The organism is Cytobacillus sp. FSL K6-0129 (genome assembly GCF_038007625.1).
Lineage (GTDB): Bacteria > Bacillota > Bacilli > Bacillales > Cytobacillaceae > Cytobacillus > Cytobacillus kochii.
In genome coordinates this window covers 3,804,507-3,824,428 of record NZ_JBBOXM010000001.1, presented here as the reverse complement: position 1 = coordinate 3,824,428, position 19,922 = coordinate 3,804,507, and the positions used below count along the sequence as shown (strand labels likewise).

The 19,922-nt window shown below is 34.8% G+C and carries 26 protein-coding genes; 8 read left to right on the top strand and 18 right to left on the bottom strand.

The window, feature by feature from the left end; translation table 11 throughout:
- Positions 1-8: 8 nt before the first annotated feature.
- The 5 genes from MHI57_RS19465 to MHI57_RS19445 all read right to left on the bottom strand — a co-directional run bounded on the left by MHI57_RS19465 (position 9) and on the right by MHI57_RS19445 (position 2,798).
- Positions 9-374, bottom strand: a complete 366-nt coding sequence (locus MHI57_RS19465) for a DUF2089 domain-containing protein (protein WP_322910147.1) — start codon at positions 372-374, stop codon at positions 9-11.
- Between the two features lie 152 nt (positions 375-526).
- The gene (locus MHI57_RS19460; RefSeq protein ID WP_322910148.1) at positions 527-1,024 is read right to left on the bottom strand and encodes a YehS family protein; all 498 of its coding nucleotides are present in this window, start codon (positions 1,022-1,024) and stop codon (positions 527-529) included.
- Positions 1,025-1,179: 155 nt separating this feature from the next.
- A complete protein-coding gene (locus MHI57_RS19455) occupies positions 1,180-1,368 on the bottom strand; it encodes a hypothetical protein (RefSeq protein ID WP_095370561.1) in 189 nt (62 codons plus the stop codon).
- Positions 1,369-1,590: 222 nt separating this feature from the next.
- Positions 1,591-2,271, bottom strand: coding sequence for an SMI1/KNR4 family protein (locus MHI57_RS19450; protein WP_340977892.1), 681 nt, complete (start codon positions 2,269-2,271; stop codon positions 1,591-1,593).
- A gap of 293 nt (positions 2,272-2,564) precedes the next feature.
- The gene (locus MHI57_RS19445; protein ID WP_340977890.1) at positions 2,565-2,798 is read right to left on the bottom strand and encodes a hypothetical protein; all 234 of its coding nucleotides are present in this window, start codon (positions 2,796-2,798) and stop codon (positions 2,565-2,567) included.
- Positions 2,799-3,074: 276 nt separating this feature from the next.
- Here MHI57_RS19445 and MHI57_RS19440 point away from each other — a divergent pair, with 276 nt between their 5' ends.
- Together MHI57_RS19440 and qacH are read left to right on the top strand one after the other, a co-directional pair.
- Positions 3,075-3,626, top strand: coding sequence for a TetR/AcrR family transcriptional regulator (locus tag MHI57_RS19440; protein WP_340977889.1), 552 nt, complete (start codon positions 3,075-3,077; stop codon positions 3,624-3,626).
- Complete coding sequence (gene qacH, locus MHI57_RS19435) at positions 3,626-4,003, top strand: quaternary ammonium compound efflux SMR transporter QacH (RefSeq protein ID WP_340977887.1); 378 nt, start codon at positions 3,626-3,628, stop codon at positions 4,001-4,003. The genes MHI57_RS19440 and qacH overlap by 1 nt, the downstream gene beginning before the upstream one ends.
- Before the next feature lie 632 nt (positions 4,004-4,635).
- Here qacH and ahpF read toward each other — a convergent pair.
- From ahpF to MHI57_RS19395, 8 genes are all read right to left on the bottom strand, one after another.
- The gene (gene ahpF, locus MHI57_RS19430; protein ID WP_307315039.1) at positions 4,636-6,165 is read right to left on the bottom strand and encodes an alkyl hydroperoxide reductase subunit F; all 1,530 of its coding nucleotides are present in this window, start codon (positions 6,163-6,165) and stop codon (positions 4,636-4,638) included.
- A 13-nt stretch (positions 6,166-6,178) separates the two neighbouring features.
- Positions 6,179-6,742, bottom strand: a complete 564-nt coding sequence (ahpC, locus tag MHI57_RS19425; RefSeq protein WP_095370569.1) for an alkyl hydroperoxide reductase subunit C — start codon at positions 6,740-6,742, stop codon at positions 6,179-6,181.
- A gap of 426 nt (positions 6,743-7,168) precedes the next feature.
- Complete coding sequence (locus MHI57_RS19420) at positions 7,169-8,167, bottom strand: NADP-dependent oxidoreductase (RefSeq protein ID WP_340977884.1); 999 nt, start codon at positions 8,165-8,167, stop codon at positions 7,169-7,171.
- Between the two features lie 22 nt (positions 8,168-8,189).
- The gene (locus MHI57_RS19415; RefSeq protein ID WP_340977882.1) at positions 8,190-8,528 is read right to left on the bottom strand and encodes an ArsR/SmtB family transcription factor; all 339 of its coding nucleotides are present in this window, start codon (positions 8,526-8,528) and stop codon (positions 8,190-8,192) included.
- Between the two features lie 251 nt (positions 8,529-8,779).
- Positions 8,780-9,265, bottom strand: a complete 486-nt coding sequence (locus tag MHI57_RS19410) for a GNAT family N-acetyltransferase (protein ID WP_340977880.1) — start codon at positions 9,263-9,265, stop codon at positions 8,780-8,782.
- A 27-nt stretch (positions 9,266-9,292) separates the two neighbouring features.
- A complete protein-coding gene (locus MHI57_RS19405) occupies positions 9,293-9,772 on the bottom strand; it encodes a hypothetical protein (RefSeq protein ID WP_340977878.1) in 480 nt (159 codons plus the stop codon).
- Positions 9,773-9,853: 81 nt separating this feature from the next.
- Positions 9,854-10,318, bottom strand: coding sequence for an NUDIX domain-containing protein (locus tag MHI57_RS19400; RefSeq protein WP_340977876.1), 465 nt, complete (start codon positions 10,316-10,318; stop codon positions 9,854-9,856).
- Positions 10,319-10,486: 168 nt separating this feature from the next.
- Entirely contained in the window at positions 10,487-11,041 is a 555-nt protein-coding gene (locus MHI57_RS19395) for a GNAT family N-acetyltransferase (protein WP_340977875.1), read from the bottom strand.
- Between the two features lie 113 nt (positions 11,042-11,154).
- On the opposite strand from MHI57_RS19395, the gene MHI57_RS19390 reads away from it, so the two are divergent.
- Positions 11,155-11,685, top strand: coding sequence for a hypothetical protein (locus tag MHI57_RS19390; RefSeq protein WP_340977874.1), 531 nt, complete (start codon positions 11,155-11,157; stop codon positions 11,683-11,685).
- A gap of 270 nt (positions 11,686-11,955) precedes the next feature.
- Here the strand turns inward: MHI57_RS19390 and MHI57_RS19385 are convergent, their stop codons facing one another.
- A complete protein-coding gene (locus MHI57_RS19385; protein WP_340977872.1) occupies positions 11,956-12,285 on the bottom strand; it encodes a hypothetical protein in 330 nt (109 codons plus the stop codon).
- A 130-nt stretch (positions 12,286-12,415) separates the two neighbouring features.
- Here MHI57_RS19385 and MHI57_RS19380 point away from each other — a divergent pair, with 130 nt between their 5' ends.
- On the top strand, positions 12,416-12,736 hold the full coding sequence (locus MHI57_RS19380; RefSeq protein WP_340977870.1) for a hypothetical protein: 321 nt from the start codon (positions 12,416-12,418) through the stop codon (positions 12,734-12,736).
- 882 nt (positions 12,737-13,618) lie between these two features.
- On the top strand, positions 13,619-14,014 hold the full coding sequence (locus tag MHI57_RS19375; protein ID WP_340977869.1) for a VOC family protein: 396 nt from the start codon (positions 13,619-13,621) through the stop codon (positions 14,012-14,014).
- Positions 14,015-14,098: 84 nt separating this feature from the next.
- Here MHI57_RS19375 and MHI57_RS19370 read toward each other — a convergent pair whose 3' ends face one another.
- Positions 14,099-14,470, bottom strand: coding sequence for a VOC family protein (locus MHI57_RS19370; RefSeq protein ID WP_224934413.1), 372 nt, complete (start codon positions 14,468-14,470; stop codon positions 14,099-14,101).
- A gap of 230 nt (positions 14,471-14,700) precedes the next feature.
- On the opposite strand from MHI57_RS19370, the gene MHI57_RS19365 reads away from it, so the two are divergent.
- Complete coding sequence (locus MHI57_RS19365) at positions 14,701-15,078, top strand: VOC family protein (RefSeq protein ID WP_307315068.1); 378 nt, start codon at positions 14,701-14,703, stop codon at positions 15,076-15,078.
- Positions 15,079-15,536: 458 nt separating this feature from the next.
- Here the strand turns inward: MHI57_RS19365 and MHI57_RS19360 are convergent, their stop codons facing one another.
- The 3 genes from MHI57_RS19360 to MHI57_RS19350 form a co-directional block, all read right to left on the bottom strand.
- Positions 15,537-15,989, bottom strand: coding sequence for an SgcJ/EcaC family oxidoreductase (locus tag MHI57_RS19360; protein ID WP_340977865.1), 453 nt, complete (start codon positions 15,987-15,989; stop codon positions 15,537-15,539).
- A 255-nt stretch (positions 15,990-16,244) separates the two neighbouring features.
- A complete protein-coding gene (locus tag MHI57_RS19355; protein WP_340977863.1) occupies positions 16,245-16,952 on the bottom strand; it encodes a DNA alkylation repair protein in 708 nt (235 codons plus the stop codon).
- Between the two features lie 136 nt (positions 16,953-17,088).
- Positions 17,089-17,466: an iron chaperone gene (locus MHI57_RS19350; RefSeq protein ID WP_307315090.1), complete on the bottom strand. Its 378-nt coding sequence runs from the start codon at positions 17,464-17,466 to the stop codon at positions 17,089-17,091.
- A gap of 952 nt (positions 17,467-18,418) precedes the next feature.
- Here MHI57_RS19350 and MHI57_RS19345 point away from each other — a divergent pair.
- Together MHI57_RS19345 and MHI57_RS19340 are read left to right on the top strand one after the other, a co-directional pair.
- Positions 18,419-19,441 (top strand): DUF3231 family protein, encoded by a 1,023-nt coding sequence (locus tag MHI57_RS19345; protein ID WP_340977859.1) that lies wholly within the window; start codon positions 18,419-18,421, stop codon positions 19,439-19,441.
- Between the two features lie 5 nt (positions 19,442-19,446).
- Entirely contained in the window at positions 19,447-19,902 is a 456-nt protein-coding gene (locus MHI57_RS19340) for a hypothetical protein (protein ID WP_340977857.1), read from the top strand.
- Positions 19,903-19,922 lie beyond the last annotated feature (20 nt).

The following is a 19,922-nucleotide window of genomic DNA, read 5'->3' as shown; positions in this document are numbered from 1 at the left end:
ACGCCTCCTTATTCTCCTCTTAGGAGCTTAATTGCTTCGTCTGAATTTATTTCACCGTTTTCCAACATCGAGATGACCTTTTTCTCATCCACTTCAGTCTTCTTAGACTGTTTATAACCAAGTGATGAAATGATATCTGAAAGCTTGCTGCGAACTGTCGGATAAGAAACCCCCAATTCCTTTTCAACCTCTTTTATATTACCTCGACAAGTTAAGAACACTTCCACAAAATGCAACTGATCGTTAGACAAAGACGCTAACTTAGATAATTCGAACTCATTTTCAATCGTCGTTTGGCAATGTGCACACTGCAATTTAGTAATTTTCAATGTTTCACTACATACAGGGCAACTCGTAATCACTTTATAAGCCATAACGCACTCCCTTCATTTAATTTTATTTGATTATATATTAATTATATTAATATGTAAATTAATATAGTTAATTTTTTAGCTATATTTATTTAATTTATTTTATTTTTGAACAAAATAAAAACAGCAGGATTACTCCCACTGCTTTTTTTATATCATGCTTCCCTATATTTAACAGTCAGACCTTTTAAGAAGTTCCTAGCAAAGTGATCTAAGCACACTTTATAATTTTTATGTCCTTCTTTTCTAAGAAAAGCGCCTATTTCTCCTTTTGAAACGTTGAGTCCCGCTTTTCTAAAGATATCAATCATGTCATCTGTTGTTAATGCCAAGGCAATTTTGACTTTCTTTAAGAGGATGTTATTGATATGTCGATGGCTCGTAATCGACGGGTCCGGTGTATTCGCTTGCCCAGGTTTCGGCTCTTGTTTTCCTCTTTTATAAATAATGAGGCCATTTAAGAACGAATTCAACATCGCATCAGTTAATTCAATTCGGTTTTCCACCTCATCTTCATCAAACTTTTTAAGAATCTTCACCACCTCTGGCACTGTAACCTCTTCCTCACCTAGCTTAAAAATCTCTGCCATTTCACTATTTTTAATATCCAACGCATATCGCAACCGGATTAAAAGATCATTATTATCAACCATAATTATCGCTCCTATCTCAACAGACTTTGCTATGTAGTATTAAAGCCATTGTTTTATTTTAACATTGTCATTGCTATGCAATCCACTTATGTTGAAATCAACGTATATCAAAGAAAAAGGACAGTCTACCTAAGACCACCCCTCCATGCTTAGCACTACTCAATTACACGAGCAATTTCAGTGCCACAAGTTTTACATTTTCCTTTTAATATAGGTCCATAATCACCCGATTCAATCGTGTATTTCACAATCTCCGTTTCCCCACAATTGCTACAAAATACATTTCTTACGAGCATTTCTCTAGTATGTTTAGGGATAGCAAGCCATTGTTTTGCTGCTTCCATTTTAATTGCTCCTTTTATATTGATAGTAACGTTTCTTACTTGTATGTACAATTAAGCTTAACATACAATTCCAAGTGGCTATACAACGTCGCACATTCCATTTCCCTCCATAAATTCGGTGACACTTGTGGAGTGGGACCCTCGTATATACACCAACTAATCACTTATACAATAAGAACGAGGAAACAATCATCCATTCAATTCTTCAACTATTTTTTGTTTTTATTCTTTCACTAAATCTAACGGTGAATCTGGAATACTATCAATAACCGCCTGAATGGCAGACTTTTCTTTTATCTCTTCCGATGCTACTTTTCTCCATAATATCTCCGCTACTAATGCTTGAACTGACAAAAATTTAGTGTGCTGAACAATGTGAAGCAATAGACGATTGAATTCACTTTTATCTTTGCCTGTTTGACCCCAATATTCTATTCCTTGATAAATTAAATCTTCATTATCCGAGTTTACCAGCTTTCTAGCATCTACTAAATTAGGATTACGCATGAATTGATTGATCTCTTCTTCTTCATGGTCATATGAAATTTCGTCACCTTCTGGTAAGAGCTCGTTCATAAATTCATAAAATGTTGGGAATAACTCGATTAGCTCACCTGAATCAGTATTTAAATAAGCAACATTTGGGTTATGTTGATTCTTACTATAATCTAATACAATAAAATAATGGCCATCGCCAGAAATAACGATAAGTTGATTATGATCAATTTCCCATTCATTAAATAGACACTTCTTCTCCATGATACCTTTGTTTTCTTTAATACCGAGGAGATAATCAATTGGAAGCGTATGCTCATTATCTATCTCTATGTCTATGTTGATACTATCTTTCAAAAGGTAGCCGCCATTTTGTATATGAAGTAAATCCACATATTCCCTTGGCAACAAAATGCTCCTCAGCTTTCAATACATCTTCTTGTGTTAATTTCTCTAACACGATACCACTTGTAGCTTTGAAATAAAGTTTTAGCAAAAATACCTCGCAAAGCCTTATTTTACGATAAATAAGAAGAATCCATCTGAACAAAAGATTGATCAAAAAGGATTCATCTTTAGCAGATTTAAGTTTGGTTTTTATAAAAAAGTTTGATCATTTTCTACCTGTGATGCTCAACAATCGCGCCCGATTGTTGAACATCCTAATATTGAAGTAAAGCACCCTTTAGTTGAAGAAACTTTTATTCAATCTTTTTTCTTTCAATTAATGTCCAAACTACATATATCAAAAAAGACACACCAACCACTATCAAGAATCCATTTGTAATCAAGTTAAAATCTAATTCATTTATAGTTTTAACTACTTCACCGTTTTCCCCCATATGATGTATGGTCCATCCGTTATAATCAAGGAAAAAGTATGATAGTATGATACCGATTACTAATCCTCCTAATAATGAAATCCAAACTTTCATATAAATCACCCCTTTTTACTTACAATATACTCCATATGTTTTTTTAATTCCTCTTCAACAATCCTGCCCCGTTTCTACCATAAGATTTCACTTATTATAGGAATGCTGCCTCTATAGCAAGCTACCCTTTCCTTTAAGTACATCTTTAAAAAATATTGGATTCATTTATTTGGATTATTTTTCTGAGAAAGAATAATACTAAATAAGAATATTAATCCTATTGATAAAACCGTCCAGACGGTATACTATATATATATCTTACGTATGGAGGGTACTATGTCTATTTCAAAGCATGCTAATAAGAAAAAAAATATATTGCTTGCTGCATCTGAAATTGTAAAAGAAGAAGGAGTTGTTAAACTTACCTTGGAGGCAGTCGCCCAAAGAGCTGGCGTGAGTAAAGGTGGATTACTGTACCATTACCCTAGCAAGGAAGCATTAATTAAAGGAATGGTGGAAGATTGGACAAATAATTATTTCGAAAGCATTAATACCTTAGTTAATAACGACAATAAAAACGCAATAGGAAAATGGAATAGGGCTTATTTGAAATCTACATTTTCCGATTTAGAAAATAATAATCTAAATTCCGCACTACTAGCTGCTATGTTTATTAATCCAGATTTATTAAATGAATTTCGGCAAAAATACAATACTTTGCATACAAAATTAATAACTGATGGAATTGATCCTGTCAAAATAACAATTGCAAGATTATCCATAGATGGTCTTTGGTTCTCAGAAATATTTGGTATGACACAATTAAATGAAGAACTAAAAACACAAGTTTTTGATGAACTAATTAACATGATTCAGGAGGACAAATAATGTCATATCTATATCTAGCTCTAGCTATAGTGGGAGAGATTATTGGCTCTTCTCTATTAAAAGCATCTGAAGGCTTTTCAAAACTGTATCCTACAATAGGGGTATTAATAGCTTTCGTTGGTTGTTTTTTCTTTTTATCCTTGTCACTAAAAACAATCCCGTTAAACACTGCATATGCATTATGGGCAGGTCTAGGAATTGTATTGACTACAGCAATCTCAGTTTTAGTTTGGAAGGAAAAACTTAACATAGCTAGCATTACAGGAATATCATTGATTATTGTAGGAGTTGTAATATTGAATTTGTTTGGACCAGGACATGGAGAATCTGGTCATAAAGCAGAAGAAACTATAACCATTAGAGAAACAATCGAATAATCATTAAAAAGTCCTTCTCTTATTAAGAAGGACTTTTTAGCTTAATAAAGGGATTTCTCGAAATTCTTATTCAACAAACCTGCCCCGATAGTTTAAGTACATTTCTTCACAATCTTTAAGTTTTTGTTTCACAATCTGGCCCGATTGTTGAAGATCGTCATGTTATTTTCACCATAAAATCCCTCTTCGGACAATGCATATTCAAAGGGGTAAATCTTCGCATCTTTTTTATAAATATCGTACCTTTGTTTTAAACATCGCATCTTTTTTACAAACGTCGCGATTTTATTTTAAATCTACACCACTAGCGTAAAAAGGTCTCCACATATTTATAGTCATACACCCTCTAGAAATACTTTGATCTCACTATAATTGTATCAAAATATATGTAAAAATTGTAAATATAACCTAGTTGATAAACGCTTAGTCAACAAATAAGGACTAAATAGGAGAGAATGAAAACTTTTTGTTCGGCTATCTTTGAAGATTTTACTCTAGATGTACGAGCAAAACTCTTTTTCTTCGATTGCATGATTGAACCAGCCCAAACAATATTAATACATCCACTCCATAAAAAAAGAGAAAGGCCAAGATGAGTTTCAACTCACTTGACCTTTCTCCGCAAATATATATTAATTCCTAATCAGATAATCAAATGCACCTAATGATGCGTTGGCACCTGATCCCATAGAAATTATAATTTGTTTGTACGGGTTGTTCGTACAGTCACCTGCTGCAAATACGCCTGGGACGTTTGTTGCACCATGGTTATCGACGACGATTTCGCCTGTTCTTGTGCGCTCAATCGTATCGCCTAACCAATCCGTGTTTGGAACAAGACCAATTTGAACAAAGATTCCTTGAAGTTCAATATGGTGTACTTCTTCTGTTTCACGGTCTAGATAAGTGATACCATTCACTTTATCTGTACCCGTGATTTCTGTTGTTTGTGCGTTCTTAATCACTTTTACATTCGGTAAGCTATACAGACGTTCTTGTAGGACCGAATCGGCTCTTAGTTCTGCACCGAACTCAATAACTGTTACATGTTTAACGATACCCGCTAGGTCGATTGCTGCCTCGATACCTGAATTACCGCCACCGATGACCGCAACGTCTTTTCCTTCGAATAATGGGCCGTCACAATGTGGACAGTAAGCGACACCTTTATTTTTGAATTCTGCTTCACCAGGTACGCCAACGTTTCTCCATCTTGCACCTGTGGAAAGAATGACTGACTTACTCTTAAGAACTGCACCGTTTTCTAATTCCACTTCAATGAGTTCTTTTCTTTGTAAGCTTTTCGCGCGTTGTAGATTCATCACGTCGACATCGTATTCTTTCACATGTTCTTCAAGACTAGCTGCAAGCTTAGGACCTTCTGTATACTTCGTACCGATAAAGTTCTCGATACCTAACGTATCCATGATTTGACCACCGAATCGCTCAGCAACAACTCCAGTACGGATACCTTTACGAGCAGCATAAATCGCTGCACTCGCACCTGCTGGGCCACCACCAACAACTAGTACATCAAATGGATCTTTATTAGAAAATTCGGCTGGATCTTCTGTGCTACCCATCTTCGCTAAAATTTCATCTAAAGTCATACGTCCACTGCCAAACACTTCTCCATTAAGGAAAACAGTTGGTACGGCCATGATGTTTTTGCTATCGACTTCTTCTTTAAAAGCCGCGCCATCGATCATTGTGTGTGTAATGCCTGGGTTTAACACACTCATGATATTCAAGGCCTGTACCACATCAGGACAATTATGGCATGTCAGACTAACGTAAGTTTCGAAATGAAACTCTCCTTGAATATTCTTTACCTGTTCCATCACCTTATCATCTACTTTTGGCGCGCGGCCACTTGCTTGTAATAAGGCTAATACTAAGGAAGTAAATTCATGACCAAGAGGAATACCAGCAAAAGCTACACCTGTATCTTCACCCATGCGATTCACGCTGAAGCTTGGTGTTCTTTTTAATGTAGCTGTTTCTACCTTAATTTTAGATGACATTGTTGCAAGTTCATCAACGAGAGAAAGCATATCTTTTGATACGTCATCGTCTCCGGTACTTACTTTCAGTAATACATCGCCCTCCATCAGTTGAAGATACTGATGGAGTTGCTCTTTAATTTCTGCTTCTAATATCATGGGGTTCCACTCCTTAAATTTTGCCGACTAAATCAAGGCTTGGCTTAAGTGTAGAAGATCCTTCTTTCCATTTTGCCGGGCAAACTTCGCCTGGATTAGAACGAACATATTGAGCTGCTTTAATTTTATCGATAAGAATGCTTGCGTCACGACCAATACCATCTGCATTGATTTCAACTGCTTGAATGATACCATCTGGATCGATAATGAATGTACCACGATCTGCTTGACCTAATTCTTCAATAAGAACATCGAAGTTACGAGAAATTGTATGTGATGGATCACCAATCATTGTATATGTGATTTTACCAATTGCTTCTGATGTATCATGCCATGCTTTATGAGTAAAGTGAGAGTCTCTTGAAACAGAGAATACTTCTACACCTAGTTCTTGTAGAGCTGGGTATTGATCTTGAAGATCTTCAAGCTCTGTTGGGCAAACAAATGTAAAGTCAGCTGGGTAGAAACAAACGACACTCCAATGACCTTTAAGATCTGCTTCAGATACTTCAATAAAATCTCCATTTCTATATGCATGTGCGTTAAATGGTAATACTTCTTTTCCTATTAATGACATGTTGTAGTCCTCCTAAAAGTTGTTTAAATTTAATCATAGATTAACAGAATGATCACATTCATAATCTATAATTATTATTAATTAGCATTGATTATTATTATATTACTAATATTATATTTGTCAATTAAAGCGCATGAATTAATTTATATCAATCATTCCTAATCGGTTAAATATTATGAGGAATCAACGCTAAATATAGGCTATATAAGAAATGTATACGTTTTCAACTAAATATTACATTATTGTGAAATAAACTATAAAATAGAAAAAAAGAGTCTTCAATTGAGAATGGATAGCTTCAAATGAAAATTCTTCCCTCTCCATTCTAAGAGAGAACGGACAAATAAATACGATTTAAGAAAGGGAAAAACTAGTTCCATATGTGAGGGACTAGTATTTTACAGTCACTAAAAGAATATTTAGCACCTATTTAATTTTTAATATGATTTTCCCTTTTGCCCTCCCTGATTCTGCATATTCCATCGCTTTTTGTGCATCGTCAAATGAAAATACTTTATCTATGATCGGCTTTATTTTACTAGCCTCAATCAAGTCTGCGATGGCTTTTAATTGTTTGCCACTTGGTTTCATAAATAAAAAAGTATAATGAACCTGATATTTTTTTTCAAGACTCGTAAGTTTATGGCTTGCCACGGAAAACAATAACGTCTTAAAAAAACCTGAGCCATAATCTTTACCGAAGCGAGCATTGGGTAGTCCCGAAACGGAAGCAATCTTTCCTCCAGGCCTTACCACTTCAAAAGATTTTTCTAATATTTCTCCGCCAAGCGTATCAAAGACTGCATCGTAGTCATTCAGTATCTCTTCAAATTGTTCCGTCTTGTAATTGATAATGATATCGGCTCCAAGAGATTTTACTAAATCTTCACCAGCTTGACTCGCAGTCGTTGCCACGGTAGCACCCATTTCTTTTGCCAACTGAATAGCAAAGGTGCCGACTCCACCTGCTCCAGCTTGAATAAACACCTTTTGACCCTTTTGCAATTGTAAAATATCTATTAACGCTTGATAAGAAGTTAGCCCTACCAACGGAATTGATGCTGCTTCTTCAAAGGTCAAATTTCTTGGCTTTAATGCAATGTCATCTTCATGAATGGCAAGGTATTCCGCAAAAGTGCCAATTTTACTCTTGCGGGGGCGGCCATATATTTCATCACCTACTTTAAAACGCGTCACTTTTTTACCGACTTTTGTAACAACACCAGAAAAATCATTACCTAATATAAGTGGCATACTATATTTAACTAATAGTTTCACTTTCCCATCCCGGATCTTAAAATCAATGGGATTAAAACTAGCGGCATAAATGGTTACAAGTACCTCATGATCACTCATTTCTGGTATAGGCATCTCTGCCAATTGCATAGGCACTTTTCCATATTGATTAATAACCATTGCTCTCATATTTCATCCACCTTTTCCTTCATTATCTATAAAAATCATCCATAAATTTTTCAATATCCCCTACAAGCATTTTTAATAACCCTAATTCTGATCGTACATTTATATAATAAAAATTCTTTGTGCCTTCTTTACGCATTAATATGATTCCAGCTTCACGCAAGATCTTTAGATGATGAGAAACGGCAGGTCTTGAAAGATGCGTTTGGTTAGTAATCTCACCCACGCGCATTCCCGTTTCACAATCCGTCCCCATAAGCACTAATAATATTGATTGACGCGTTTCATCACCAATGGCTGATAGCACCTTTTGACTTAGAATAAAATCCTCTTTAATCTTATTCAGTTGGACCTGTTTATTCATTCAGCTAAATTCCTCCAATTGTTTGTTGAATCGATTAAGTTGATAAACCAAATAACTTAAGAGAACAATATACTATTGGTTTTTCTAGTGCAATATTGAGAAAGAAAATCGAGACGAACACATTAACGTTTTAATCTTATAGACCCCATCATTCACCCAGGTTTCTTTACATAAAGAAAAGCGTTTCTGCATAAACAGAAACGCTAGTATTCCTTCAAAATAAGAAGGTGGTTTGAGATGAAAATGGTCTATTACTTTATCTTTAATTTCAATATAAACTGTTCGCCAATTTTTCCTATTTTCCGCTCACCAGTATCAACAAAACCAACTTTTAAGTACAATTGCTGTGCGGGAATGTTTTTATGATTGACCGCCAAAACCACTTCATTGCAATCGGGGAAATGAGTAGTGATAAATGCTTTTAACGCGAGCATCGCTTGCTTAGCATACCCTTTGCCCTGATGTTTGTAATCTATAGAAAGGGCTGTCAATAACATTGCATGATAATTAGTAGTATATTCACTTACCCTTTTTGTACTGTGTAGCAGGAAAAAGCCTACTGGTACGTCTTTTGAAAGGATAACTACTCGATATTGCCCATCAGAAACAGCTACTTTTTCCTTTGGTAATGCTGTAAACTTCGCTTGATTTTCCGGTAATTCAAATCTATTTAATATTTCTAAGTGCTCCTCACGATATAACCCTAATTGAACTTCTCCAGATGTAATCAATTTCATTTTCTCCTTTTATCTACATTAAATCTGCTAGTTGCTTTTTAAATAGACCACACCACCATGCCTTACCACTTCAAATGGGCGCTGTTCATCCGCTTTAAGGAGAAAGCCACCAGGGACTTGAGTCGTTTTTTCACTCATAGAAATGCCGTATCCGTTATTTTCTGGGTATCCATATACATAACAAACCACTTGATTATTCTTTATAAATACTATTTGGTTCATTCCTTCGTTTACTGTTTCACTAATAGTATCCCATTTATATCCTACCGTTTCATATATCCACTCTTTCTGAGTATAAGGCTCAAAGAAATAAACCTTATCCCACTCAAATGGTGTGATATCCAATAAATTTACTTCTTCTACAGATGACTCAATGGACAATACCTCTTCTTTCAATAACTCAGCATTCACATCCCAGACATCTTTCTTTAGAAAGTTAAATAACATCACACAAACGACACTAACCAAAATGACACTAACTATGACAGTCGTTTTTTGGTACTTCATTTAAATATTGAACCTCTTACTTTCATAATGATTCTAGTAACAAATTTTGCGAATATCTTTCTTTTCAAGATTCTCCTCCTATCAACTTAGCGTTTGTTCTTCTATTAATCCGATATTTCTTTTCTGTTGATGATAGGTAAGAATATGTTCTCCTAAATGGGGGAAAAGTAAGATGTTATTTAATTCGGATAATTCAATCCATTTTACATCAGTTTGATTAGGATCAGGATACTTTGGTTGTTTAGGAATAGATTCATCGGTAAGGGTACATTCAAAAATTAACTGCAACGAATGAATATCACCGTATTTATTCGCATTCAAGTGCGGAGCATACTCATATATAAATGCTAAAGGACCTACTTTCACGTCAATTGATGCTTCTTCTTTCGCTTCTCGCTTTACAGCTTCAATGACTGATTCATTCGGTTCTACGCCCCCTGCAGGCAAATTATAATGAATGCCTCTCTCATCTTCATATTCAATCAAAAGAATTGAATCATTTTCGATGATTAGCGCACATGCCCTCACTCTCACTGGATAAGACATCACTATCCCACCTTCTATTTATATAAGCCTATTATACAGTAAATATGGTAATTTTTCTCTTTAGAAATAATCAAAAAAAACATTTGGCTCCTCCTTCGCCAAATGTACTGATAGCCACTGATGCTATCCCCGCTATCAATAAGATAACAATTGAGTATGAATCTCACTTTAACGATATGTAAAACGTTTATTGATTTCTAATGTCAAAGGAGTAATATCTCTCCATCCATACACAATCTCCCCATATTTCTCACCAGCCATACTCATTTCAATAGAATCAATCTTTTCACCACCAAGGGCTTCATAAAATCGATAAGAGTGATTATCCTCCACAACTAGGACAAGCATCCCTTGATATCCCTTTTGTTTCAGTTCAGTAGTAACGGCTGCAAACAGAGCCGATCCCACTCCTTTTCTTTGATACTCTTCTAATAAATAAATTGCATACAGTTCGCCATCAAAACCGTTGTACTTCCCACTTCTCTCTTCCCCACCTGAAGAAAACCCAATGATTTCACCAACCTCATTTTCAGCCACATACACGCCACCAAGAGGTATATTGTTTAACCACAATTTTTCCCTCTTTTCATACGTAAGTCCATTTAGATATTCTTGTGGGAAAATGGCTGCATAGGTGCTGCGCCAACTATCGACGTGTACTCTTGCGATGCCCATTGCATCCTCTATAACCGCTTTTCTAATGATAAATGAAGAATGGTTCAAGGTTTTCTCCTCCTCTATGTATGTTCATTAAGTAATTCGTTTTATATTTTAAATATCCCTTTAACAAAAATGGAATATTATGCTAATATTCAATTATAAGAGGAGGAGTATGTATGAAAAGAAGAAGTTCTTTAACTATTTTCATCTTCAGCTTTATAGTATTACTTAGCGCCTGTAGCGATACACCTAGCTTTGATGTTTATAAAGGAAGCACCTTAAAGATTGCCGTAATTGGGGAAACACCTGAAATAAAAGAAGACACCATCAAATTCATTGAAATGTCCTTTAATGAACTAGAAACAACCAAACGTTCTCTTGATGCCGTGATCGTTACTGAAGAAAACCTAACAGAAGCGTCTAAAAAACAATATGCCAATGTTTACTTACATTCAACCATTCCATTCTTTTTTATCTCAGCCAATAGTGTTGCTCCTTTTTATATAGAAGAAAATACATTCAACAAAGACTGGCAATGGTCGCCTGGCGTAAACTATGCGGTCGGCATTCTCCCCTCAAAAGAAGAAGATGCAGTGAATAGTGTAGGGTATGGATTATATAACGATGAATTAAAAGTGGAACATGTAAAAGACATATATTCTCGTATATTTACCACCATTAGTGAATTAGAGAGCGCTGGACTATAAAAAAGGCTAGGGACGATGATCAGAAGTGCTATGAGCTTGCACGAATATTTTTATCGAAAGGAAGTCGAATGCCATGATACTCATCTTTTTACTAATCCATATAATCGTTGGCTGGTTCCTTATATTTACGTATAAAAAATTACCTTCTGCCGTTTTCACCTTTATAAGTGTTTTTGTCTTTATGAGCTTTATATATTGGACGGCAGTCGTAATCCGTTACTAATTGCAAAAAAGTTCGCTTCTTTTAAGTTCCGCTTACTCTAAATGGAACTATTGTTTCATATTTACTTGGATTTTATTGATTATTTTCTTATAGAGTAAGAGGTTAACGTTCCTTATGATAACAAACAAATAAAACAAGCCTAAAGTAATGACTATAGAAAAGTAAAAAATACCATCGAATAGGATGGACACTGCTAGACGCCCCTTGGTCATTTGAGCAAGTATGAAGGAAGAAATAACGACAATGATCCAAGAAGACAGAATTTGCCTCACAAAATCAGTATTTCTTCTGGCAATGACCTTTGGTAACTGATTAAATAGAAAATATACTGCATACATGTAGCTAAGAAGAATTCCTGATCCTAACATGAGTTCCATTTCTCTGCTCTCCATTCACACATATTGTCAGCATCGGTTTCCTTTATTTCCAACATACTGTATCTAGAATGTATGTATTTTCCATCCTTTAATACGCATACTAAGTTTTAGTAATTTCGGAGGAGATACCATGCTTTCTACTGCACTTAGTAACTTAGACCTTGGAGCAAAAGGATTATGGTTTCCAATCATCGTTGTTGTCGCGCTATTATTTATCCTTAACCTCATGCCCAAAAAGAGAATAAATCGAACAGAATTATATATCATTTTTTGTATTGTTGGGTTTGCAACATGGATCATGGATGCATTTATTTTACGCGTTTTCGACTTAGTTGATTTAGGTTCCCCTAAAAAGCTAGGGCTCGGAGATATTCTCTCTTTTACCTTCATCCCTTCATCATTAGCTTGTATCTTCTTAAATTTCTCAAATAAAAAAACAAATGGATATTAGTCATATTCTTCACCCTCATTTCATTTGGTATCGAAATTGGAATAGAATACTTTGGTTACATGATAGAAAAAGGATGGTTTAATTTTTTCTCTATTTTGTTTTATTTTATTGTTTATGGTTTTGTACTGCCATATCAATTGAGAATTATAAGGCGGAGATGAATAATACACCTCGGAGAACTGATTTTTAATTTAGATGTTTACACTCTTGCGCTATCTAATATGGCGATTCTTATTTACTGCTTTTTCATTTTATTAAAGGATATGAACCTAACAACTTAAAAACCACCCTCTACTCGATACCATATAATAGCATCGTTTGTTTTTCAGAAAGAAGAAACACCTATATCAGAAGGATATACAAGAAATACACGGAGAAACAATTGTAAAAAGGCTGCAAAAGGATTATTCATACCGATTTATCGCCTTAACATTGGTATAGTAACCTGGATGTAAGAGCATCGTTCACTGCTTCTTGTATCCTTGGATTTAGCAAACGAATGTTTATAATTTGAAGCATGGTCAATAAACCACTCTTTCATATTAATTCTTCAACAAATGTAACTTCTTCCGAATCCAGATTTGAGATAACAATTTCATAAGCCCATGGCATCCTCAAGAACCGCTTTTCTTATAACAAAAGACGAATGATTCATTGTTTTCCCTCCTTTATATTCTTTCACCTAGCATTGAAGTTTTTTGCTGCACAATAATCTTCTGCTGTGTAGCAAGTGACTCTCTTTTATAAAAGGTACCTTCCTAGTGCTTGGCATTAATGTATAAAAGATAAATTAAATTCCATATTGAGAAGGAGCGCCCTACAGATTAGTAGAAATTACATACATCAGGGATTCATTTTTTTAAGAAAAATCAAGAGGTAATCATGGGTAGATTAGTACATTTCGAAATTCATGTAGATGATATGGACCGCGCTAGAAAGTTTTATGGCGAGGTATTTGGCTGGGCATTTGAAGATTGGAGCGAATTTGCAGGTATGCCTTATTTTGGGGCAGTAACTGGCGGTAAGGATGAGCCTGGAATTAACGGTGCTTTAATGCAACGTCAAAGTCCTCCTCCTGAATCAAATCAGCCATTAAATGGTTATGCCTGTACAATAGGAGTAGAAAATTACCATGCGATTGAAGAAAAAATACTTAATAATGGTGGTGTAGTAGCATTGCCCAAATATGCTCTCCCTGGCATGGCTTGGCAGGGGTACTATAAGGATACAGAAGGAAATATTTTCGGCATTCATCAACCAGATGCAAATGCGAAATAGACTAATCTCACCAGAAAGAAAAGGTATTTTTTCATCGCACCTTTTCTTTCTATTTTTCGGTGTGATTTTTTTCAGATGAGTTCCTTATCGATGTTGATCAATTAAGATTGGATTGCCGTCTGGATCTTCCAGAGTAATAAATGCCGGTCCTTCTGTTGATTCATCGGCTTCTTGTATTAATTTTACTCCTTTTTCTTTCAATTCTTTTTGGAGTTCTCGCACATCTGTAAAATCTTCTAGATTTTCAGCGTTATTATCCCACCCTGGATTAAATGTAAGGGCATTTTTTTCAAACATTCCTTGAAAGAGACCTATGACCGTTTGTTCATTCTTCAATATAAGCCAATTCTGATTAATGTCCCCTCCTAGCGTTTTGAATCCTAAATCCTCGTAAAATGCTTTTGATCGATGAATATCTTTTACATTTAAACTAATAGAAAATGCTCCTAGTTTCATCGTGTCTCCCCCTTTTAATAGATTACATAATATTTCTATTTTCCATCAGTAATACCTTCTAGCTAAAGACAATCATGGAGACAATATGTGATATTTAAATCCTAATACAACATCCTTTTTCCTATCAAATGAATTGGAACAGCATAAAAGGAAATGAAAAAAATTGGTATTGCTAAAATTAAATGATAAAATTACTAGGATTAAAGTAATAAATAAAAAAGGAGTTTTCTATGATTAACAAAATTGGTAAGGTAACTGTTTATGTAAAAGACCAAGAACTAGCGAAAGACTTCTGGATAAACAAAGTTGGTTTTGTCTTAAAATTTGAACAAGCTATGGGACCAAACATGTCTTGGATAGAAGTCGGTCCAAGTGAAGACGAATTTACAACACTTGTTCTTTACTCCAAGTCAGCTATGGAACAACAAAACCCTTCAGCTGTTTCTCACCCTTCTATCCTTTTCAGCACAACTGATATAGAATCCGCTTACGAAAAAATGAACCAAAATGGAGTAGAAGTAGATGAAATGCAAAGACTTCCTTTTGGTACAATGTTCTCTTTTAAAGACCAAGACGGGAACAACTACTTACTACGTGAAGACAAGTAGCATTAATTAACTTAAATAAGATAGATTGCAAAAGCATGGACAGTTTGAACGGAAAATCCATGCTTTTTTAACCTTTACAAGTCCATTCAAATCTACCGTTTATAAACCTAATAACAGAAACATTACATCGATGCTGTTCTTCTGCAAAAACTATATATATTTTCCCCCACTACCATATGGACAAGAATCATTTCTACCGATTTTCTGTTCTTGAATAACTGGTGATGAAATATTCTCTTCTGATTTAATTGATTATCCACTACTTCTAACAATTGACCTTTTTAACCTAGAATTACCACTGCCATCGCTTCTTGTTTAATGCGCATTTTATTATGCGGTTTACCACCATATTTTTATCCTAATCACCTAATGTAATGTAGTTGTTATTTCTCACTTAAATGAAAATAGGCGCCTCCATTGTTGCAGAAAGCGCCCTTTTGCTGAACAAGGCTACGACTTCAGTTATGAAGTAATTGCCTTAACTCTTCTGTCATTTCCTCCACTAACTCTGGTCTGCCATGAAACTGAGCCGGGGTATTTTGAAAAAGTTCAATTTGCCATTCATGATTTTTCTTCACTGCAACTAGCGTTTGATGAGCATTTACTGATGGGTTAATATCTGATGTTTCAGGTGAAATCATACCTGCAATAGCGTGTAAAATTGCTACATCAGTACCTAAAAGCCGTGTCTCTTTAACTTTAGTAACAAAAGGAGCAGTAGGATGACCTTCAAAAATGGGTGTTAGGTGCGATAAAATCTCTTCTTGTCCTATTACCTTACTTCCATCAAAACCAATTTGGACTCCCTGTTCTTCAAAGAGTACAGCCATTCCCTGGGCATCACGATTGTTCCAAGCATCTATTAGTTTTTGATAAAGATTTTGAATTTCAATATGGAATGAAACATTCATGACCTATTCCTCCTTCATTATATTAATACCCTTTTTGATTGTAATCATAAAATTTATCACATTCATTTCCAAACAGTTTCTTTTGGGACTTTCATAAAAACTACTTATATATACTTCCATTTATAAAAAGAGTGAAATTCTTGCTGCAAGAAAAAGCACTCGGTTGTGGAGGAATGTCAAACTTTTCAATGATAATTTCCCACTTATTTCTTGACCTCAAACACACATGGGTAATGAGCAGGACTATATATTATATTAACAAATACATGTCTTACGCTTGATTCCGATTCGATCTTTATCCTCTACTTTTTTTATATAGTCTTTTGCGAGCGGTACCTTACAAGCAGTATTTCCTACATCCACATGTACTTTTCCAATAAAATCAGCTACCTGTTTCGCTTCTTCCGTTAATTCAGGTACATAGGAGCCGACGGAAATAACAAAGGAATTCATAACATAACGAACTCGATTGCGTTCCTCATGTACAGAATCTTTCACTCTGTACAACAATGTCCTAATTTCACCTATGTCTAGCTCCTCATCAGGAGTAATTGATAAATAATTCGCATATGTACTCCATCCAACAACTGTGATCATCTCTTGCTCTGAGCTCATCCATTCATTAGCCAATTCAAGGGCATACTCACTTTCAGCTGCTACCTGCGCAACGGTATATTCAGCGACCATATACCAATAAGCTTTCTTAGCCCAGTCTTGTAAGTCCTCTTTTGCCATTAATTTTGGATTAACAGATAGACCTGCCAAATACATCGCATCATGATTTCCAGAATGATATAGTTGTAATGCTAACTTCTGATCCTTCTTTACATACTTAACAAGCTTTTTTAAATCTCCAATCTTCACACCAAAATAAGGTTCCTTTACTCCGTGGTTCAAGAAGATTCTCTTTGTTTGGTCACTGCCTAATTCTTCAAGCTTTTGCATAATTTCTTCATAAGTCATCGTTTTCCTCCACATATGATTACATTAAGTTCACTTCAGAGGCATTCTGAAGCGTTTTTTTGGCATTTATGTTTAACACGGTCAGACACCTACATATATGATCACAATGGGATTGTGACCTTCTTATCTCTCAAGCTTAACAATCCGTATTTTCACCGGCGCGCCACATATCAACGGTTTTATGAATAAATTGTTCCAATCCCGTTTCTTCCATCTTTATCGTTTTTTTGATACGAATGCAGCCTTTTCCATAATTATAACCAGTTAATAGGGTCTCTGCATTTTCTACCTTATCTATTGTACCCACATAGAGACTGACATAATGTTTTTGCGCATTTAATGCAAACACATAGGTATCATCTTTACCATAATTCAACATCTTATAGCGAATCACCTCATCAAATTCAGGTGCATAAGCAAAAATCATTTGTCTAACCGCAAGCAATTTCTCTTTTCTCCAATCGTCTTCAAGCAATTCTAGATATTCTTCCGAATTCTTTGCATCATATTGCATATTGTTGTCTCACTCCTCTATTTTTTAATTTATAGTTATAGAATTCAATTTACTTAACTCTTCAATCTATCAAATTGATCGTTGGTACAAAGTATTTGTATGTATGATAATTAAAACAGGTGATGGCACTTGCTTCATTAATCAATCCTTAATCTATATCATAAATAATTCCACGTCTAAACTTAAATGCCTCTTCTAAATCGAATCATTTGAATTGAATAGACAACGGCTTAACTATTTTAAATGCAATTTTAAGAGTCTTAGGTTTTCCGCACTCACCTTTTAAGTTAGAACAACCTAAATCTAAATTTAAGTATAGGTCTATGATATCATATGCTTTGCCTTCATATAGCTAAGCGATGATAACCAACCAATTGTTGGTTAAGGCGTAACTGCTGAATAAGCCGCCGAGGGATCACAGATATTCTATAACCATCGACTTTCACTACATGCTTTTACATAGTCACCAAGTCAGGTGATACTGCTACGCAATATACTTCTACTCCGTATTAAAGGATACTTATGAATTGTTTTCGAAATAAAAATTAAAAAGCCGGTCAAGATAATTAACCCCAACCGGCAAACATATTCTTATATTTCTTGACACTCTACTCTATTCCTTCTAACAAGGTCACTATTACTTTTTTCTTCACTTTATAAACCGTCATCTTCTCGACTAGTTTAAAGAATAAATTAAACTTTGTAATTGGTGTAGCATCTCTTATAATCTCGATGAACTGCTTGGCTTTATATTTCTCGAGTAGGTTCTCTCTGTCTTTCTTGTCTTCCCACTTTTGTATAAAAAACTCATCTATTTCCTAGTACGGCATTATAAACATTGATGGGAAACTTTTCAGTTAGTGGTGTTATTTATCTCATTATTTACCATTAATAGTTTTTTTTATCGATCAAATACTATTTTTAAATTTGTTACTTTTGGGAGGATATCATATTGAGTAAAACAAATTATATACCCTTAACCTCATCAGAAATTGGTTCTCTCTGGGCAACTTACTTACAAAATAGTATGGCAGAACATGTTTTAAATTACTTTCTAGTGCAAGTTCAAGATCCAGATATAGAACCGTATATTCAAATAGCCTATGATATATCTCTTCAAAGTTTGGACAATATAAAAGGTATATTCACCGAAGAAGAAATCCCAATCCCCGTTGGGTTTACAGAACAAGATGTTAACCTACAAGCACCTCGTTTATTTGATGATATCTTCTTTCTAAGTTATTTACAAAACCTTGGTAAAGCAGGGATGGCGCAGTACAGTTTGATGAAAGCTATGTCAACTAGAAAAGATATACGTACTTTCTTTAGTTCTTGTCATGAGGAGACCTCCAACCTTTATGATCAAGTCATTGATAGCTTACTCAATAAAGGATTATTAATTCGGCCACCACATATACCTATTCCTAATAAAGTCAATTTTGTTGAAGATAAAAACTATTTTGACGGTATTTCGTTTATTGGGAAGAAAAGACCACTGAACGTAATAGAAATTTCCCAATTATTCTCGAATATTCAAACGAATGTTATTGGTGTAATGCTTTCTATAGGTTTCGGGCAAACAGCAGAATCACAAAAGGTAAGAGACTATATGAATAGAGGAAAAGTAATAGCTAAAAAACACATAAAAGTTTTTGGTGATTGTTTAATTGAAAGTGATCTTCAAGTACCAATGACATGGGATGCTGCTACGTTAGAATCTACAGTTCCAGTTTTTTCAGATAAGCTAATGATGTTTCATTTTAATATGCTGGTAGCAGGTGGTATAGGTAATTATGGAGTTGCCGCATCAGTTAGTCAAAGAAGCGATCTAGTGTTGAATTACAATCGGCTCTCAGCTGAAATTGTAAAATATGCTAATGATGGCGCAAATATCATGATAAAAAATGGATGGATGGAAGAAGTACCAACGGCAATAAATCGGACAAATATAATAAAGAAAAGTGGAAACAAATAAATGGCGTGAAAACAATCGAAGTATTACTTTGGAGCATTATATTTCCTGGTTTTGGGCAAATATTAAATGGTAAATACCTTAAAGGCATTGTACTCATACCTTTAATCGTTTTAATTATTATAAAAGGGAACCTAAATCTAATTATACTATCTAGCTTACAAGGTAATGTTGAAAGGGCAATTCAACTAACTAACCACAAGTGGATTTTATTTTTTCCTTGTTTATATTTCTTTGCAATATGGGATGCCTATAAAGATGCAGGCGGTGGTGAAAAGCCGTATTCATCTTTCCTGTTTTTGTTTTCAGGGTATTTTATGACCGTAGGAACCATTTTTTCTACGAAGATAACTTTGTTTGATTTACATATAGCACCTATATGGCTACCAATGATAAGTGTTATACCTGGGATACTTGTTGGGTTGTTATTACAATGGATAATCATAAGCAAGGAAAATGGTTAAGTATCCATCCATATGTAGGT